General features: G+C 40.6%; 14 protein-coding genes, 1 pseudogene and 1 riboswitch. Of the genes and pseudogenes, 4 read left to right on the top strand and 11 right to left on the bottom strand.

The features are described 5' to 3' along the window. Positions 1-144: 144 nt before the first annotated feature. A complete protein-coding gene (hslO, locus tag PCY12_RS02365) occupies positions 145-1017 on the top strand; it encodes an Hsp33 family molecular chaperone HslO (protein ID WP_031227923.1) in 873 nt (290 codons plus the stop codon). Further along, positions 1004-1984, top strand: coding sequence for a tRNA dihydrouridine synthase DusB (gene dusB / locus PCY12_RS02360; protein WP_301351350.1), 981 nt, complete (start codon positions 1004-1006; stop codon positions 1982-1984). Before hslO ends, dusB begins: the two co-directional genes overlap by 14 nt. A gap of 75 nt (positions 1985-2059) precedes the next feature. Here the strand turns inward: dusB and PCY12_RS02355 are convergent, their stop codons facing one another. The 3 genes and pseudogenes from PCY12_RS02355 to PCY12_RS02345 all read right to left on the bottom strand — a co-directional run. Next, on the bottom strand, positions 2060-3904 hold the full coding sequence (locus PCY12_RS02355; protein WP_301351348.1) for an RICH domain-containing protein: 1845 nt from the start codon (positions 3902-3904) through the stop codon (positions 2060-2062). Between the two features lie 76 nt (positions 3905-3980). Continuing rightward, the gene (locus tag PCY12_RS02350) at positions 3981-4508 is read right to left on the bottom strand and encodes an isoprenylcysteine carboxyl methyltransferase family protein (protein WP_301351346.1); all 528 of its coding nucleotides are present in this window, start codon (positions 4506-4508) and stop codon (positions 3981-3983) included. A gap of 69 nt (positions 4509-4577) precedes the next feature. Continuing rightward, positions 4578-4778 (bottom strand): annotated as a pseudogene (locus PCY12_RS02345) (DUF177 domain-containing protein); the annotation flags it as partial. Between the two features lie 539 nt (positions 4779-5317). Between PCY12_RS02345 and PCY12_RS02340 the strand changes: the two are divergent. Beyond that, the gene (locus tag PCY12_RS02340; protein WP_301351344.1) at positions 5318-6106 is read left to right on the top strand and encodes a YSIRK-type signal peptide-containing protein; all 789 of its coding nucleotides are present in this window, start codon (positions 5318-5320) and stop codon (positions 6104-6106) included. Further along, entirely contained in the window at positions 6042-6518 is a 477-nt protein-coding gene (locus PCY12_RS02335; RefSeq protein WP_301351343.1) for an LPXTG cell wall anchor domain-containing protein, read from the top strand. The genes PCY12_RS02340 and PCY12_RS02335 overlap by 65 nt, the downstream gene beginning before the upstream one ends. A gap of 329 nt (positions 6519-6847) precedes the next feature. Here the strand turns inward: PCY12_RS02335 and PCY12_RS02330 are convergent, their stop codons facing one another. The 8 genes from PCY12_RS02330 to PCY12_RS02295 all read right to left on the bottom strand — a co-directional run bounded on the left by PCY12_RS02330 (position 6848) and on the right by PCY12_RS02295 (position 15165). Next, a complete protein-coding gene (locus PCY12_RS02330) occupies positions 6848-8191 on the bottom strand; it encodes a HAMP domain-containing sensor histidine kinase (protein ID WP_301351341.1) in 1344 nt (447 codons plus the stop codon). Then, positions 8188-8841: a two-component system response regulator RR06 gene (rr06, locus tag PCY12_RS02325; RefSeq protein ID WP_050112022.1), complete on the bottom strand. Its 654-nt coding sequence runs from the start codon at positions 8839-8841 to the stop codon at positions 8188-8190. Before rr06 ends, PCY12_RS02330 begins: the two co-directional genes overlap by 4 nt. A 528-nt stretch (positions 8842-9369) precedes the next feature. Next, positions 9370-11802, bottom strand: a complete 2433-nt coding sequence (locus PCY12_RS02320) for an ATP-dependent Clp protease ATP-binding subunit (protein WP_301351340.1) — start codon at positions 11800-11802, stop codon at positions 9370-9372. 1 nt (position 11803) lies between these two features. Next, positions 11804-12262 carry a CtsR family transcriptional regulator gene (locus PCY12_RS02315; protein WP_112444684.1) on the bottom strand — a complete coding sequence of 153 codons (459 nt, stop codon included), beginning with the start codon at positions 12260-12262 and terminating at the stop codon, positions 11804-11806. A gap of 118 nt (positions 12263-12380) precedes the next feature. Further along, a complete protein-coding gene (locus PCY12_RS02310; RefSeq protein WP_261053199.1) occupies positions 12381-13109 on the bottom strand; it encodes an ABC transporter ATP-binding protein in 729 nt (242 codons plus the stop codon). Next, complete coding sequence (locus PCY12_RS02305; RefSeq protein WP_301351338.1) at positions 13109-14116, bottom strand: ABC transporter substrate-binding protein; 1008 nt, start codon at positions 14114-14116, stop codon at positions 13109-13111. Before PCY12_RS02305 ends, PCY12_RS02310 begins: the two co-directional genes overlap by 1 nt. Positions 14117-14153: 37 nt before the next feature. Next, positions 14154-14912 (bottom strand): ABC transporter permease, encoded by a 759-nt coding sequence (locus PCY12_RS02300; RefSeq protein WP_301351336.1) that lies wholly within the window; start codon positions 14910-14912, stop codon positions 14154-14156. Then, positions 14875-15165, bottom strand: a complete 291-nt coding sequence (locus PCY12_RS02295; protein WP_000647659.1) for a thiamine-binding protein — start codon at positions 15163-15165, stop codon at positions 14875-14877. Before PCY12_RS02295 ends, PCY12_RS02300 begins: the two co-directional genes overlap by 38 nt. A 68-nt stretch (positions 15166-15233) precedes the next feature. Continuing rightward, positions 15234-15336, bottom strand: a riboswitch (TPP riboswitch). Between the last annotated feature and the right edge of the window lie 31 nt (positions 15337-15367).

Here is a 15367-nt window from a genome sequence, read left to right as displayed (position 1 = left end):
TACCTTAAGCATAGCATAAATCTTACAAATGCTGAAATAATCTGTTTCTCTTTTTATTTTCATGCTGATTTCCTGGTCCATTATCCTGAAAATCAGCAAACACACGGCTCCCCCTTTGGGCATTTTTATGCTAAAATAGTAGCTATGGATAAAATTATTAAAACTATATCAGAAAGCGGCGCCTTTCGTGCTTTTGTCCTTGATAGCACAGAAACCGTCCGCACTGCTCAAGAAAAACATCAAACCCAAGCTAGCTCAACTGTAGCACTTGGTCGAACTCTTATCGCCAGCCAGATTCTCGCAGCCAATGAAAAAGGAAATACCAAACTAACCGTTAAGGTGCTGGGCTCTAGCTCTCTAGGTGCCATTATCACCGTCGCTGATACCAAGGGGAATGTCAAAGGTTACGTTCAAAATCCTGGTGTTGACATCAAAAAGACTGCAACTGGTGAAGTTCTAGTCGGACCTTTTGTTGGAAATGGTCAATTCCTCGTTATCACAGACTACGGTACTGGAAATCCTTACAACTCTATGACTCCCCTCATCTCTGGGGAAATCGGTGAAGACCTGGCCTTTTACCTGACTGAGAGCCAACAAACCCCTTCAGCAGTCGGCCTCAATGTCCTTTTGGATGAGGAAGACAAGGTCAAGGTTGCAGGTGGCTTCCTAGTTCAAGTCTTGCCAGGAGCCAAGGAAGAAGAGATTGCTCGCTTTGAGAAACGCATCCAAGAAATGCCAGCTATCTCGACGCTTCTGGAGAGCGACGACCATATCGAAGCCCTCCTCAAAGCTATCTACGGTGACGAGGCCTACAAGCGTCTTTCTGAAGAAGAAATCCGTTTCCAATGTGACTGTAGCCATGAACGCTTTATGAACGCTCTTGCCAGCCTTCCTAGCTCAGACTTGCAGGAAATGAAAGAGGAAGACCACGGGGCAGAAATCACTTGTCAATTCTGCCAAACAACTTACAACTTTGATGAAAACGACCTGGAGGAACTCATTCGTGACAAATCTTAATACACCCTTTATGATTGGCAATGTTGAGATTCCCAATCGTACCGTTTTAGCGCCTATGGCTGGCGTGACAAACTCAGCCTTTCGTACTATTGCAAAAGAGCTCGGAGCTGGACTTGTTGTCATGGAAATGGTCTCTGACAAGGGAATCCAATACAATAACGAAAAAACCCTGCACATGCTTCATATCGATGAAGGCGAAAACCCTGTCTCTATCCAACTCTTTGGTAGCGATGAGGACAGCCTAGCACGCGCAGCAGAATTCATCCAAGAAAACACTAAGACCGATATCGTGGATATCAACATGGGCTGCCCAGTTAATAAAATCGTGAAGAACGAAGCTGGTGCTATGTGGCTCAAGGATCCAGATAAGATTTACTCTATCATCAACAAGGTCCAGTCTGTCCTTGATATTCCACTTACTGTCAAAATGCGTACAGGCTGGGCTGACCCGTCTCTTGCAGTAGAAAATGCCCTCGCTGCTGAGGCAGCAGGTGTTTCTGCCCTCGCCATGCATGGCCGTACCCGTGAGCAAATGTATACAGGTCACGCAGACCTTGAAACCTTACACAACGTATCTCAAGCTCTGACCAAGATTCCCTTCATCGCCAATGGTGATATCCGTACGGTCCAAGAAGCCAAACAACGCATCGAAGAAGTCGGTGCTGATGCAGTCATGATTGGCCGCGCTGCCATGGGAAATCCTTACCTCTTCAACCAAATCAACCATTACTTTGAAACAGGAGAAATCCTACCTGATTTGACCTTTGAGGACAAGATGAAAATCGCCTACGAACATTTGAAACGCTTGATTAACCTCAAAGGGGAAAACGTCGCAGTTCGTGAATTCCGTGGCCTCGCTCCTCACTATCTCCGTGGAACATCTGGCGCTGCCAAACTCCGTGGAGCCATTTCACAAGCTAGCACTCTGGCAGAGATTGAAGCCCTCTTGCAATTGGATAAAGCTTAATAGACAAAAACCCGTAACTATCTTAAAGTTTACGGGTTTCTTTGATTTATATAAGCAATCAATGTCTATATGAAATTAGTCATTCTCCGTCTTTTTTCCTTTTAATAGATAAACACCTACTAGAGATATAAGACCTAAGAATTCCATAAGCAACGTTGACATTGTTCCAGTTGATGGGAGCGCTTGCTTATCTTTTTTATCTGAATTTGAACGATTTTCACTCATTTGATTTGCTTTATCAGCAAGAAGAACCATTTCCTTATCATCAGATTGAGTTTTTCCTTCCCTATTTGCCTCTGGCTCAGTAGCCATTTGTTTTTTAGGAAGTGTTTTAATCGCAAACAAGCTGAAATGACTCGTTTTGAAAACGACTTGCCCATTTTCAACTGTTGATGGGAGCAACTCCAACTCTCCATTTTCCTTCACATGGTAAACTTGAATCTCAGAATCAATATTACCAATTGCAAGACGAACTACTCTCTCTCCCTTCACATGGGTTTCTTTTCCATCTTTTGAAAGGGAAATATCAAATATGCGCACTGTTCCTTGTCCTGTTTGACGGGTAACATTATCAATCATTTCTTTTGTTGTTACCTCTTTAAGATTGACAGAGTCTGCTTCTGTAGCAGTTTCAAACATAACAGTAATCTTCGTATTTCCCTGTTCAGTCATGAATACCTTTTGGACAGGAGACTTCACTTGGGGTTTACTTACATCAGATTTCGATTGAGACGGAAGTGTAGGAGAAAGTTTGTTATCTCCAGTGGAAGATCCTGAACTTGACGAAGAAGATAAGCCCTTTTTAAAGTTAGACAAAGCTTCATCTAGTTTTGATTTACTTTCTGTGACCAGTTTCTGTAGTTGGGCTTTTTGGGTTGATTCATCTAATTTATGCAAATACGTTTTTTCAATATCTTTCAAGTTTTTAATTAAGTCGACAGTATTGATATGTTGATCTTTTTCTAAATTTTTCTCGATGTCATTCAATAATTTTGCTAGATGTTTAGTGACCTCTTTCTTTGCCTTATCTCGCTCTAAGCCGATTTCTCGTCCCTTATGTTTAACGACTAGAGCTTCTATCTCCTGTTCAGCTTCTTTCACCAAGTTTTCCACTTTTTCTTTACTCGAAGCCTCATCAAACATCTTTTTATACTTCTCTACAGATTCTTCGGATTCTTTTAAAAGTTCTGTAAACCAAAAAGCTCCTGGATTCTCCTGTTTTAAACGAGTAACTCTATAAGCGCTCAAAGTAGTTTTAGCAGTTTCTTTAGCTTCTTTAAGATTTGTCTCCGTAGTTTTTTCAGTAGAATCTATATTTCCTCCTTGATTTTCTACTTTTGGTGGAGTTGAATTATTCGAATCCTTTGGTTTTGTTTCCCCAGATGTTTCTGGTGGTACCGGCTTCGAATCTCCTTGATTGGATGCGCCTGGCTGTTCTCCTTGTCCTGCTGAAGGAGCATCTCCCTGTACACCATCATTTTGAGATGGGTTTTCGGGAGGAATCTGGTTATCCGAATTATTTTGGAATGCCTCTACCAGTTCATCTATTTTTTTCTTAGCTTCCTCCCCTAACTTTTCTACCCCATCTTTACTTAAAGCTTCATCAATCTGTTTTCTGTAACCTTCCACAACACCTCGAACTTTTTGTAGAATTTCTGGAAATCCAGAAGCAGACTGATTCAGTTTAGCTAGACTTTTATCCATATATTCAGAGAGTTCTATGTTAACTTTTCGTACAACGTCCTCATATTCTTTATCACCCGAAGATACCTTTTGTGGACTAGGGTGATTAGCAGGAACAGACCCTTCTGCATGGACTACTCCTCCTAAGAACAGACTAGCAACCACTACACTAGCTACTCCAATACTAAATTTACGAATTGAATAACGTACTTTTCTTTCACTTTTTGATGCAAACATAATTATTTCCTCCAATATTTTTCTTAACACTACTATATCATTTCAATATGAACTGTATATGAATTGAATCTTGTATTTATCTCTTTATGCTTCCATTTGGGATTATAACTTCATGTAATAACTTTTCCTCTTCAGCTATTCGTCGAAACAAAATAACTGCATAAACTGGAAAAACTAAAACAAAAGTCATATAGGCATGACTCAGCAAGGTCAAACCAATCAACTCAGGAAGGATATTTAAAAAGTAATTGGGATGTTTTACTGTCCTAAATAAGACATGATCCACAAACTTATGATTCGGTGCTAACATCAACTTGACTGTCCAAATATCCCCAAGCAGATGAATAACAAGTAGCAACATCAACATAGAAAATATCAGGAGCACCAAACCCACAACACTCATCATATTGAAAGACGGTCGATAGACTAGGGCTTCCATAAAACAAGCCAGATAAAAAACAATATGAACCAAGGTAAGACGTTTGGTATTTTTAATGCCAAATTCTCGCCCACCATCCCTACGAAGCCGTTTTTCATTTGCAATTGATTTCTTTAGGAACAACAAGCGAATTAAAAATACACAGATAATGATTATTGCTATCATCATGATCCCCTTTCTTTATCACTACTGTAACATTTCTATGTTAACCCAATATGAATTAAAAAAAGAAAAAGAAGCAAGGACAATGGTATAAGACAACTGATAATCTAAGAAATACATACGGTCTTCGTACTGAACTTTCCCAACTGCAAAGATATCTTTTACATCTAAAATTTCTTGATTACGTGCACGCAGGTCTGCGGCTAGATCTAACGTTTGTTCAAAATGCAAGCCTTCAGACTGCTTACGAATTTCTTGAATATTTAATTTCATACTTCCTCCATAAAGATTTATTCTCTTGATTATACCATGAAAAGGCTACAAGTAAGCCTTCCAAACTTTGATATTAAAATTATAGTTTTTAACATGTTTACTTTCATTAAATTTGAGTCTGCCTATCCCTTGACTATTCTTTCCTTTCACAAACGAGTCGCTTATTCAAGTATAAGTTTAGGTGCTCAGAGTCACAGTTCTTGTGCTTGTTGATAGGAATAAGGACACCTATAAACATGCGAGTAAGTATCTCTACCACTTGCTTATTCACCTCCCCATGATTTGTAGTAGTGATAGGCTTTTTCATTTCTATTATAGACTAAAACAAAGAACACAACACGGTTTCATTCTGTGTTGTGCCTTGAGTGAAACCAAAGGAATGAATTAATTATAATTATGAATCTAGTAAAGCATTCTCCGAGAGCCGTTTTAAAGGTCGAGTTGGAATTAAAAAAGAGAAAACTATCTAAAATTCATATCTAGTTAACATTTATAGGATAGACTAGTATAAAATAAAAATATATTGGAGGAACTTACTCATGAGAGCAAGACATGAACGACGGAACCGATATTCTATCCGGAAATTTAGTGTAGGGGTAGCCAGTGTATTGGTTGCGACCTTCTTCTGCGGAGCAGCCGGTGGCCCTCAAGTAGTACAAGCTGCTGAAGGAGCGAGGCCACAAGGGGTATCATCCTTAAGTGCTTATAAGAAGACCTTGCATGCCCTGTTAGAAAAGTTATCTTTAACTGAAGGAGAAAAAGAGAAATATAGAAACCAAATTGATACTGAGACAGAGCTTGATAAATTGGTTGAACTAGAGGACACCTTGAGTCGGCTCCAAGAGAAAGAAACTCAGGATGCTATTGACAAAGCGAAGCTAGCTCTGTCTCAGTATATGGATATTTGTTTAAAGGAACTTGATAAAACAGGTTCTGGTTTTACAGAGCTTCTGACAAAGCTTCAAGGAGTTGTACAAGAGTATCGCGAACAACTTGATGACCTTCCAAATAGGAAAGCAGTGGAAGACTTGGTAGAACAAGCCAAAGAGGAAATGGATAATCTTGTTGCTGAATACAAGAAAACGTTAACTACTGGACAAGGCGACAAAGGTAAGCCAGATGGTGACGCTGGACAAGGCGACAAAGGTAAGCCAGATAGTGACGCTGGACAAGGCGACAAAGGTAAGCCAGATGGTGACGCTGGACAAGGCGACAAAGGTAAGCCAGATGGTGACGCTGGACAAGGCGACAAAGGTAAGCCAGATGGTGACGCTGGACAAGGCGACAAAGGTAAGCCAAGCAGGTGGAGGCACTATTCGCCTATTTGACCTATCCTTAACAAGAAATGGCAAGGAAACACATGTAAATGAGGAGCGGACTGTTCGCCTTGCATTTGAAGGTCTTGGAGAGGATGTTCAAGTCTACCATGTGAGACCAGATGGGAAACTCGATCCTATTCCTTCCAAAGTAGAAAATGGGCATGTCATCTTTAGAATCAATCATTTTAGCTTGTTTGCTATTAAGACTATGTCTAATAAGTCTAATCAGGAGACACCTTCTAACCAAGCGACTCCAAGTACTCAAGCGAAATCGACTCCTAAAGAAACGACCAAGGATACTACAAGTAAGAAAACATTGCCAAATACAGGAACTGCTGATTCAACAGCCTTGCTGGCTGCAGCAGCAAGCACTGCTATCTTAGGACTTGGTCTAGCAAGACGCCGTCGCAAAGAAGATTAAGGGAAAAGACCTTCTGTCCCCTCTAGCCTTGCCTAACAGAGCTAAGAACCTGGGATAAAAGTCTAACCTTAAATATAAAAAACGAGTCTGGGACAATAGTCCCTTATCTCCAAAAAAAGCAACGGTTTGTGCCGTTGCTTTTTTGCATGGTTGCGATAGTCTTGGTAAAATAGAATTGCACAATAAACCATTTAGAAAGGTTACCCCATGCATATTCACTATAACACAAATCAAACAACTTTACCACTAGAAATCAGTTCTTTCTTGCCACAAGATCATCTCGTCACTTCTTCAAATCATCCTCAAGTAAGAAAAGAGTCTTACTAAAGCTAACTATCTGGTAACAGGCAGATTTTAAATTCCATCCCTTGTTCATAAGGCAAGAAACTATAGGACATACGATGACTTTCTAAGATATTCTTAACAATATAAAGACCCAATCCTGATCCTGTTTCTCTGTCTGTTACAATTTGTGAATGGTAAAAAATATCAAATAAATGTTCTAACTCTTCCTGATTCAACGGAGCACATGTATTCCTAATAGAAAGATAACCATCTTGCTCAGAAATAGTCACAATGCCAGATTGATCTGAATACTTGATAGCATTACTGATAAGATTTGTCAAGACTTTATCCAAAGCCTTCAAGCTCATCCTTACTTTTGTATCAGTAGTCAACTGATTATCAATCACAAGATTTTTAGAAAATGTCAATTCCTGATATCGAGACAAAACATCTGTCAAAACGGTATTTACCATTAAAATCTCACTGCACTCTGTCCATTCTTGAAATTTAGAAGATTCCAACACTTCCTCTAGCAAGAAACTCATCTGATCGATTTTATCAATACTTTTTTCAAGATACTTAGGATGATCCTTATAATCTCCCACATTGTATTGCATATTTTCTAAGATAATCCTGAGAGTAGCTAGAGGTGTCTTTAATTCATGTGATGCTCCACGGACAAAGGAAACCTTTTGATTTTGCAATTTTACAATTTGCTCATTGCGATTTTCCAACTCATGAATAACTTTCAACAAGTGCTCATACACACCATTAATCTGTTTTCCAACTTCACCAACTTCATCTTTTCTGCTTTCATCAAAACGAATATTGTCATCCAAATCTTGCATCTTACTAGTCACTTCTGAAATATAAAAAAGAGGATTGAGCAAGCGTTTCGTATAAAAATAAGAAAAAACAAAGGAAAAAGCAATTGTAACCAAAAATGTATATGGGAGATACAAAAGCAAAATATTCTTTGCTTCTTTGTAGATATCCACTCCTTGCACAAACTGCACCGTTACCTGTTTACCATCTGCTGTACTAACAGGCATATCTAACATCACGATATAATTTGATAGCTCTCCATCTTTAATATCTAAGTCATGCACAAGAGGAAGTCGCTTATCTAAGATATCTCTTTTAAGGTGAGCAGATATAGTCAAGGACTTTGAATAAGACTGGAGTAAGCTTGGAATTTCATCCGCTGTCTTAGTCTTTAAATACTCCGTAAACACTCTTGCGCTCTCATTAAACTTTTCCCCCTCTAATTGAATATAATAAAAAGGAAAGGTCAAATAAATAGCTATATGAATAACTAGACCAATACCACCTAGAATTGCAAAACTTCTTAAAAAAGACTTGGTTAATAATTTAGGATTTTTTATCATAAGCTAATCTTATACCCAACATTTTTCACAGTCACAATGCAATCCAAAGCCAATTTTTTGCGAAGAGTACGAATATAGACGTCAACGACCCTATCACAAGGTAAATCAGCTACATCTTTTGAAATTTCTTCCAATATCTGCTCTCTACTTAAAACTTGATTTTTATGTTGAATCAAACACTTTAGTACCAGTAATTCCTTTGGTTTGAGATCAATTTCTTCATTTTTATAATGTGCTTTGTAAGAGGTAAAATCCACTGTTGCATCCTGATATTGCCAAAGATCCTCTATGACGTAGTAACGTCTGATAAGCGCTTTAATACGCTTGGCAAGCAGTACCAAAGAAAAAGGCTTTGTCACATGATCATCAGCATAGAGATCAAATACCTGTGACTGAGTAGTTTCATCTCCCAGAGCACTCAAGACGATGACAGGAATATCGTGCTCTTGATTGATTTCTTTTAACACTTCAAAACCACTCTTCCTAGGCATCATTAAATCCAGTACCATGAGATGGATAGGGAGATCTTGAAATTTTTCCAAGGCCTCTTGTCCATCCTTAGCCATAATGACATGATAACCCTCTTCTGTCAGAAATGCTGCAATTCCTTCTCTAATCATTTCCTCGTCATCTGCAACTAAAATGTTCATCTCTCTCCCTTTCTACTACCAGAACTTCACACATCTATTTCCTGTATGTTATTTGAAAATTTCCTACCAGCCTATCATCTATGATAATGGAATGGATTTCATTTATCCTCTACTTGTTGTCAACAACAACGTAAATACAAGAAAATCATTCATCTTGCAGCTTAGTTTGATTTTTCAAATACCAGCTAGAACGGATTTGACAGGCAAAAAAGAAACAGGTCTCTTTTGAAAGGATAAAAATTTCAGATAAGACTGCTCTTTTTCTACTACACACGCCCTAAGACAAATACGATGGAGGGTAAATAAACATATGAATTTTGGGTTGAATAGTGAAAACCACGGATCCTTTAGAAGCTATAGGTTTTAGTTTCATACTCTTCGAAAATCTCTTCAAACCACGTCAGCCCTATCTGCAACCTCAAAACAGTGTTTTGAGCAACCTGCGGCTAGCTTCCTAGTTTGCTCTTTGATTTTCATTGAGTATCACTCCACTGTGACTTATGGTCAGATGCTGATACTTTTATTCTTTTATACAATATCAAATTTTAACTGGCCTGCTTTGACACCAATCTTAAGTGTGCTACCTGCCACTAATTCTCCCTTAAGAAGAAGTTCTGCCAACTTGTCTTCCACTTCTGTTTGTAGGGTTCTGCGAAGTGGACGAGCTCCCATCTCTGGGTCATATCCTTGATTGGCCAACAATTTCAGTGCGGAAGTTTGTAATTTCAAGTCAATACCTTTTTCAGCCAAACTTGCCACTAAAGGTTTAACCATAATCTTCACCACTTCCTGCATATGGTCACTAGACAGGCTATGGAAGACCACCTTTTCATCAATACGGTTAATAAACTCAGGTCTATAAGCTTTTTTCAGCTCTTCAAACATGCGTTTTTCCATATTTTCCTGATCAAAACGAATATCCTTAGCCCCAAATCCGACAGTCTTGTCATCACGAAGGGCTGTCGCACCAAGGTTTGACGTCATGATGATAATGGTATTTGAAAAGTCAACCTTGCGTCCCTTGCTATCGGTCAAGACACCGTCATCCAAGACCTGCAAGAGAACATTAAAGATGTCTGGATGGGCCTTCTCTACCTCGTCAAAGAGGAGAACGGAATAGGGTTTATTGCGAACCTTCTCTGTCAACTCCCCACCTTCTTCATAACCCACATAGCCCGGAGGAGCTCCATTGAGACGACTGGCTGCGAATTTCTCCATATACTCACTCATATCAAAGCGGATAAGGGCTGATTCATCGTCAAAAAGAACTTCTGCCAGAGCTTTGGCCAATTCGGTCTTACCGACACCCGTAGGCCCTAAGAACATAAAGGAACCAATCGGACGCTTGTGACTGCGAATCCCTGACTGATTGCGGCGAATCGCACGGCTAATACTTGAAACAGCTTGATCTTGACCGATGACACGTTTGTGCAGTTCAGCTTCCAGATTCAGGTATTTCTTAGCATCAGTCTGAGTCAGTTTTTGGACTGGAATACCTGACAAGCGACTCAAGGTAGTCAAAATATCAGACTCTGTCACCAAATCTTTATAGACTGGGACTTCCTCTTCTTTTGCGATTAGCTGAGCCGCCTGTTTCCACTTGCCATCCATCAGGGCCTTGTCAGCTGAACTCAAGCCAGAATCGTCTGCTTTTACATGCTTGGATTTATTTTGCACTGTTGCTGCTGCCTCATCCAAGAGATCGATAGCAGAGTCTGGCAAATGACGACTAGTCAAGTAACGATGGGCCATCTTGACCGCTGTTTCAACCGCTTCATCTGTGATTTGCACACGATGGTGCTTCTCATAAGTCGCCTTCAAACCTTGCAAAATGGCCATACTGTCGGCCACACTTGGCTCTTCAATCGTCACTTTGGCGAAACGACGAGAAAGGGCTGCGTCTTTTTCGATGTGTTTTTGGTACTCTTCCTGAGTGGTGGCACCAACCGTTCTCAAAGTTCCACGGGCCAAGGCTGGTTTCAAGATATTGGCCGCATCCAGAGTTGAGTCAATCCCGCTCCCAGAACCCATGATGGTATGAAGTTCATCGATAAAGAGGATTACTTGGCCATCTTCTTCAATATCCTTGATGATATTATTCATGCGTTCTTCAAAGTCACCACGGAAACGTGTACCTGCAACAACGTTCATCAAATCAAGTTCTAACACGCGCATCTTAGCCATCTCCACAGGCACATCACCACTAGCAATACGCTGGGCAAGACCAAGCGCCAGAGCTGTTTTCCCGACACCAGCATCTCCAACCAAGACAGGATTGTTCTTGGTCTTACGGCTCAAGATTTGAATCATACGCGAGATTTCCTTATCCCGACCGATGACTGGCTCCAACTTGCCAGAACGCGCTTGCTCTGTCAAATCATGCGTATAGTCCTCGAGACCACCACTCGGAGTCTGGGGCATGCCCATCATATTAGCCATAGAATTTTGCTTATCAGCTACTGTACGATGGCGTTGGCGTAAAGCCTTGAGATCTTCACGAGTCCAGCCTGCTCGTTCTTCTAAATTTCGACGAAGGGCTGCAATCTTGACCTGATCTTTCTTGTCTTCATAAGAAAAACCAGCCCTCTCCAAGATACGAGTCGCCAAGGCATTGCCATCATGCAAAATCGCATAGAGGACATGCTCCGTCCCCAGCACCTTAGCATGAACCACTGACGCTACATACTCTGCTTCATCAAAAAGGACCTGCAAACGATGAGAAAACAGCAATTCCGTAAAGGTTTCATCCTGGCTATAGTCCGTTTTAGTCAGTTCCAAAGCGACTTCTTCTAAACGGTCCATCTCATATGGATAATCATTTAAAGTCGCCCCTGCCACACTATAACTGTGATTGGACATGGCAATCAACAAGTGCCAAGACTCTAGATAACGAGCTCCAAAATGGCCAGCAACCATGTAGGCACTTTCGATACATTCATTCAATGCTTTTGAATAGTTCATCTTACTTCCCTTTTCTATCTACCTCTTGTATGACCTGTCGTAGCATGTTTGCTCGAACAACTGGAGCTTCTTCTCCTAGAACACGATCCAAAGCTACTGATACTAGCAAATTCATCTCCTGCTTGGTCATCAATTCCTGCTCAACCAAAAGCTGTAGAATATCCTCATAAATTTCTTGACTGACCTGCTCACCAATCGAGTAAAGCAGCTCCCGGAGCATTTCATGATGACTAGAAAACTCAATCCGCCCTATACGAATGTAGCCTCCGCCACCACGCTTACTTTCAACCAAGTAGCCTCTACTTTCCGTAAAGCGTGTCTTGATCACGTAGTTAATCTGACTAGGGACAACCTGAAAGGTATCTGCCAACTGACTCCGTTGCAACTCCACAATACCAGATTGATCTAAAATCGCCTTGATGTAGGCCTCAATATGATCCGATGTATTTTTAAATCTCATTACAAACCCACCTCTCTCTTTAAACCTTGACTATCTTTGACTATTATACCGAAATTTTCTCATTTTTAAAAGAAAAAGGGCGCTGGTAAAGGATAATCTTCATCAACTCCCTATTTTTCTACTTATCTAAGCCTAATTCTGCCAAAATTTGACGTTTGTAGGCAATCTTTTGGACTTCCTTGTCCTCACCTTCAGACCAATCTAGTTTAATTTCTGAAACAATCTGCCCAGGACGATTTTTCAAGATATAGATGCGGTCGCTGAGACTGAGGGCCTCCTCGATACTATGCGTGATGATCAAGGTTGTTAGCTGCAACTGCTTGTGAATCTCAAGGTACCAAGCGTGTAGTTCCATCTTGGTCATCTCATCCAAGGCGCTAAAGGCTTCATCTAAGAGAAAGAGCTTGTGCCCGAAAAGGTAAGTTCGAAGCAAGGCCACGCGCTGGCGCATCCCACCACTGAGTTCATGAGGGTATTTATCTCTTACAGCTGTCAACTGGAAGGTCGCAAGAATTTCATCCGCGCGGGCAATGGCTTCCGCCTTATCCACCTTTTGAATCAAGAGGGGCAGAATGATATTACCAAGCACGGTCTTATGCTCCAAGAGCAAATCCTTTTGCAACATATAACTCACGCGTCCCTTAGGATTTTCCTCGCCATCAAGGACAATTCTCCCTGACTGAACTTCTAAAATCCCCGCAATTAAATTGAAAAGCGTAGTCTTACCTACACCACTTGGGCCTAGGATAGAAACCACTTCACCTGAAGTCACCTGCAGGTTGATGTCTTCTAAAATCCTCTCCTGACCATAGGCATAACTGACGTGTTCTAGTCTAATTTCTGTCATTATTTCACAAATTCATTGGTAAAACCTTTGTCTGTCAAGTCTTCTTTAAGGATACCATTTTCTTTATCCCATTTGTAGAAGGCATTCCAGCGAGCTGCATCAAATTGACCCCATTTTTCCTTGTCACTTGCGTATTCTTTTGACAAGTATTTTTGAGATTCGATGACAAAGTCACGTTTTTCCTTGAGTTCAGGTGCATTCTTGATGAGGATATCTGCCGCTTCCTCTGGATGCTCCATAGCATATTGGTAGCCTTTTTTGATGGCTTGGATGACTTTACGAGCTTCTTCTTTGTTGGCTTTCAAATAGTCGTTGTTTGCGATGATAACTGGTGAGTAGTAGTCAAATTCTTTAACGTAGTCTTTCAAGTACATGAAATTAGCATCTACACCTTGAGATTTTGCAAGGATACCATCCCAACCGTAGTAGATCCAAGCAGTATCAAAGACCCCATTGGCAATCGGTGTGATTGAGTTTGAGTCGTTATTTGGTACTTTTTCAACCTTCTCAAAGTCTCCACCTTGTGATTCTACCAAGGTTTTCAACATAGCAAGTTCCGTTGGGTCATTCCAGGTTCCGTATTTCTTCCCAACCAAGTCTTTTGGACTAGCTACATTGTCAGATTTACGAGAGATGATTCCTGATGTATTGTGTTCAACAATAGCTGCAACGGCAGTAATTCCTGCCCCTTTTTCCAATTTTTTAGCCATATAGTCTTGGAAATAGACTGCAAATGGTGCCTTACCGTTAATAACCAAGTCAGAAGAACTTTCTTCTGGTGGCAATTTCAAATCAACATCCACTCCAGCTTCCTTGAAGTAGCCTTTTTCCTTAGCCACATAAAGCCCTGTGTGGTTGGTATTTGGTGTCCAGTCTAGGATAAAGTCGATTTTCTTGAGTTCTGCCTCTTTGTTATCCTTAGAAGCAGTTCCTTGACCACAGGCCACAAGTACAACAGCTACAAGAGCTGTTAAAACAGTTAAAAACACTTTCCATGTTTTCTTCATTTCAATTTCCTCTTTTCTTTTTTGAAACATTCTAATTCTACGAACGTTTCCATTTAATAACATATTTTTCACTGACATCAACCAGCTTCATACCGAGAAGACTGATAATCGATACCAGAATAATAATCACGAACATGGTATCATACTGAAACAGTTTCTTGGACTGAATCATATAAACACCAAGACCCTCAAAGCCTCCCAACCACTCAGATACCACTGTTGTGATAAAAGCGTAGGAGACACTGACCCTCAGACCAGCATAAAAGTAGGGCAGGCTGACTGGAATTTTAAAATGCCACAGGATTTGCCAAGGCTTGGCCCGCATCAGACTAAACAAGGTCAGCATATCCTTGTCACAATGCCTAAAACCGTCCAAAATGCTGACGATGATAGGGAAGGTTGTCGTCAAGATAATCAGGACAATCTTGGGCAGAATCCCATAACCTAGCCACAAGACCAAGATAGGAGCTATGGCAATGGTCGGAATGGTCTGAACGACCACCATCATAGGGTAAATCAGGTCATTGAGCCAAGTCAAACTATCCATAAGTACAGCCATGAGACAGGCAATCAAGACTCCCAAAATTAGACCCAATAAAGCCACTCTCAAGGTCGCCCAGCTATGGTACCAGAGAAATTCTCTGTCACGAACAAAGGACTGGAGAATTTCAAGAGGTGTCGGCAGGATAAACTTGGGGAGAAGTTTAAGAAAACCTGCTAACTGCCAGATTGACAAGACTCCCAGAAAACCCAATAGACTAATGTGTCGTCTCAGTATACTTTTCAAGCTTCTCATCAATACTTAAAATCTCTCCTACATTTATTTTGACATTGGCAAAGACATTATCTGCCTCCTGCCCTGCCACTTCCAGCGCTTCTTTTAGAATGCGCATAAGCTCATCAAACTCCCCTTCCAAGACCGTTTCAAATGGTGTCACTACCATCGTCACTTCTTGAGCTTGTAGATAAGCAATGACCTGATCGATAACAGCTATGCGGTCAATCCCCTGTGCTAGGGGTAAAACTTGCAAGGCAATGCTTGCTTTCATAAAAACCTCCTCTTCTCGTTTTCCTTTGACAAAAAGAAAAACCTTTACCATATATGGAAAAGGTGCAGAATAGACTAAGTATCGTTCCCTACGCTGGCATTACCCAGATCAGGTGCGGTCGAAGCTTAACGCTTCCTCTCAGACTGTACACAGACTCCCATATATTATATGGATATATGATAGCGCAAAATAAGAAAAATGT

This window comes from Streptococcus sp. SPS1 (genome assembly GCF_030439915.1).
Lineage (GTDB): Bacteria > Bacillota > Bacilli > Lactobacillales > Streptococcaceae > Streptococcus.
Note: the sequence above shows the minus strand (reverse complement) of the source record. Positions and strands in the feature narration are given on the sequence as shown.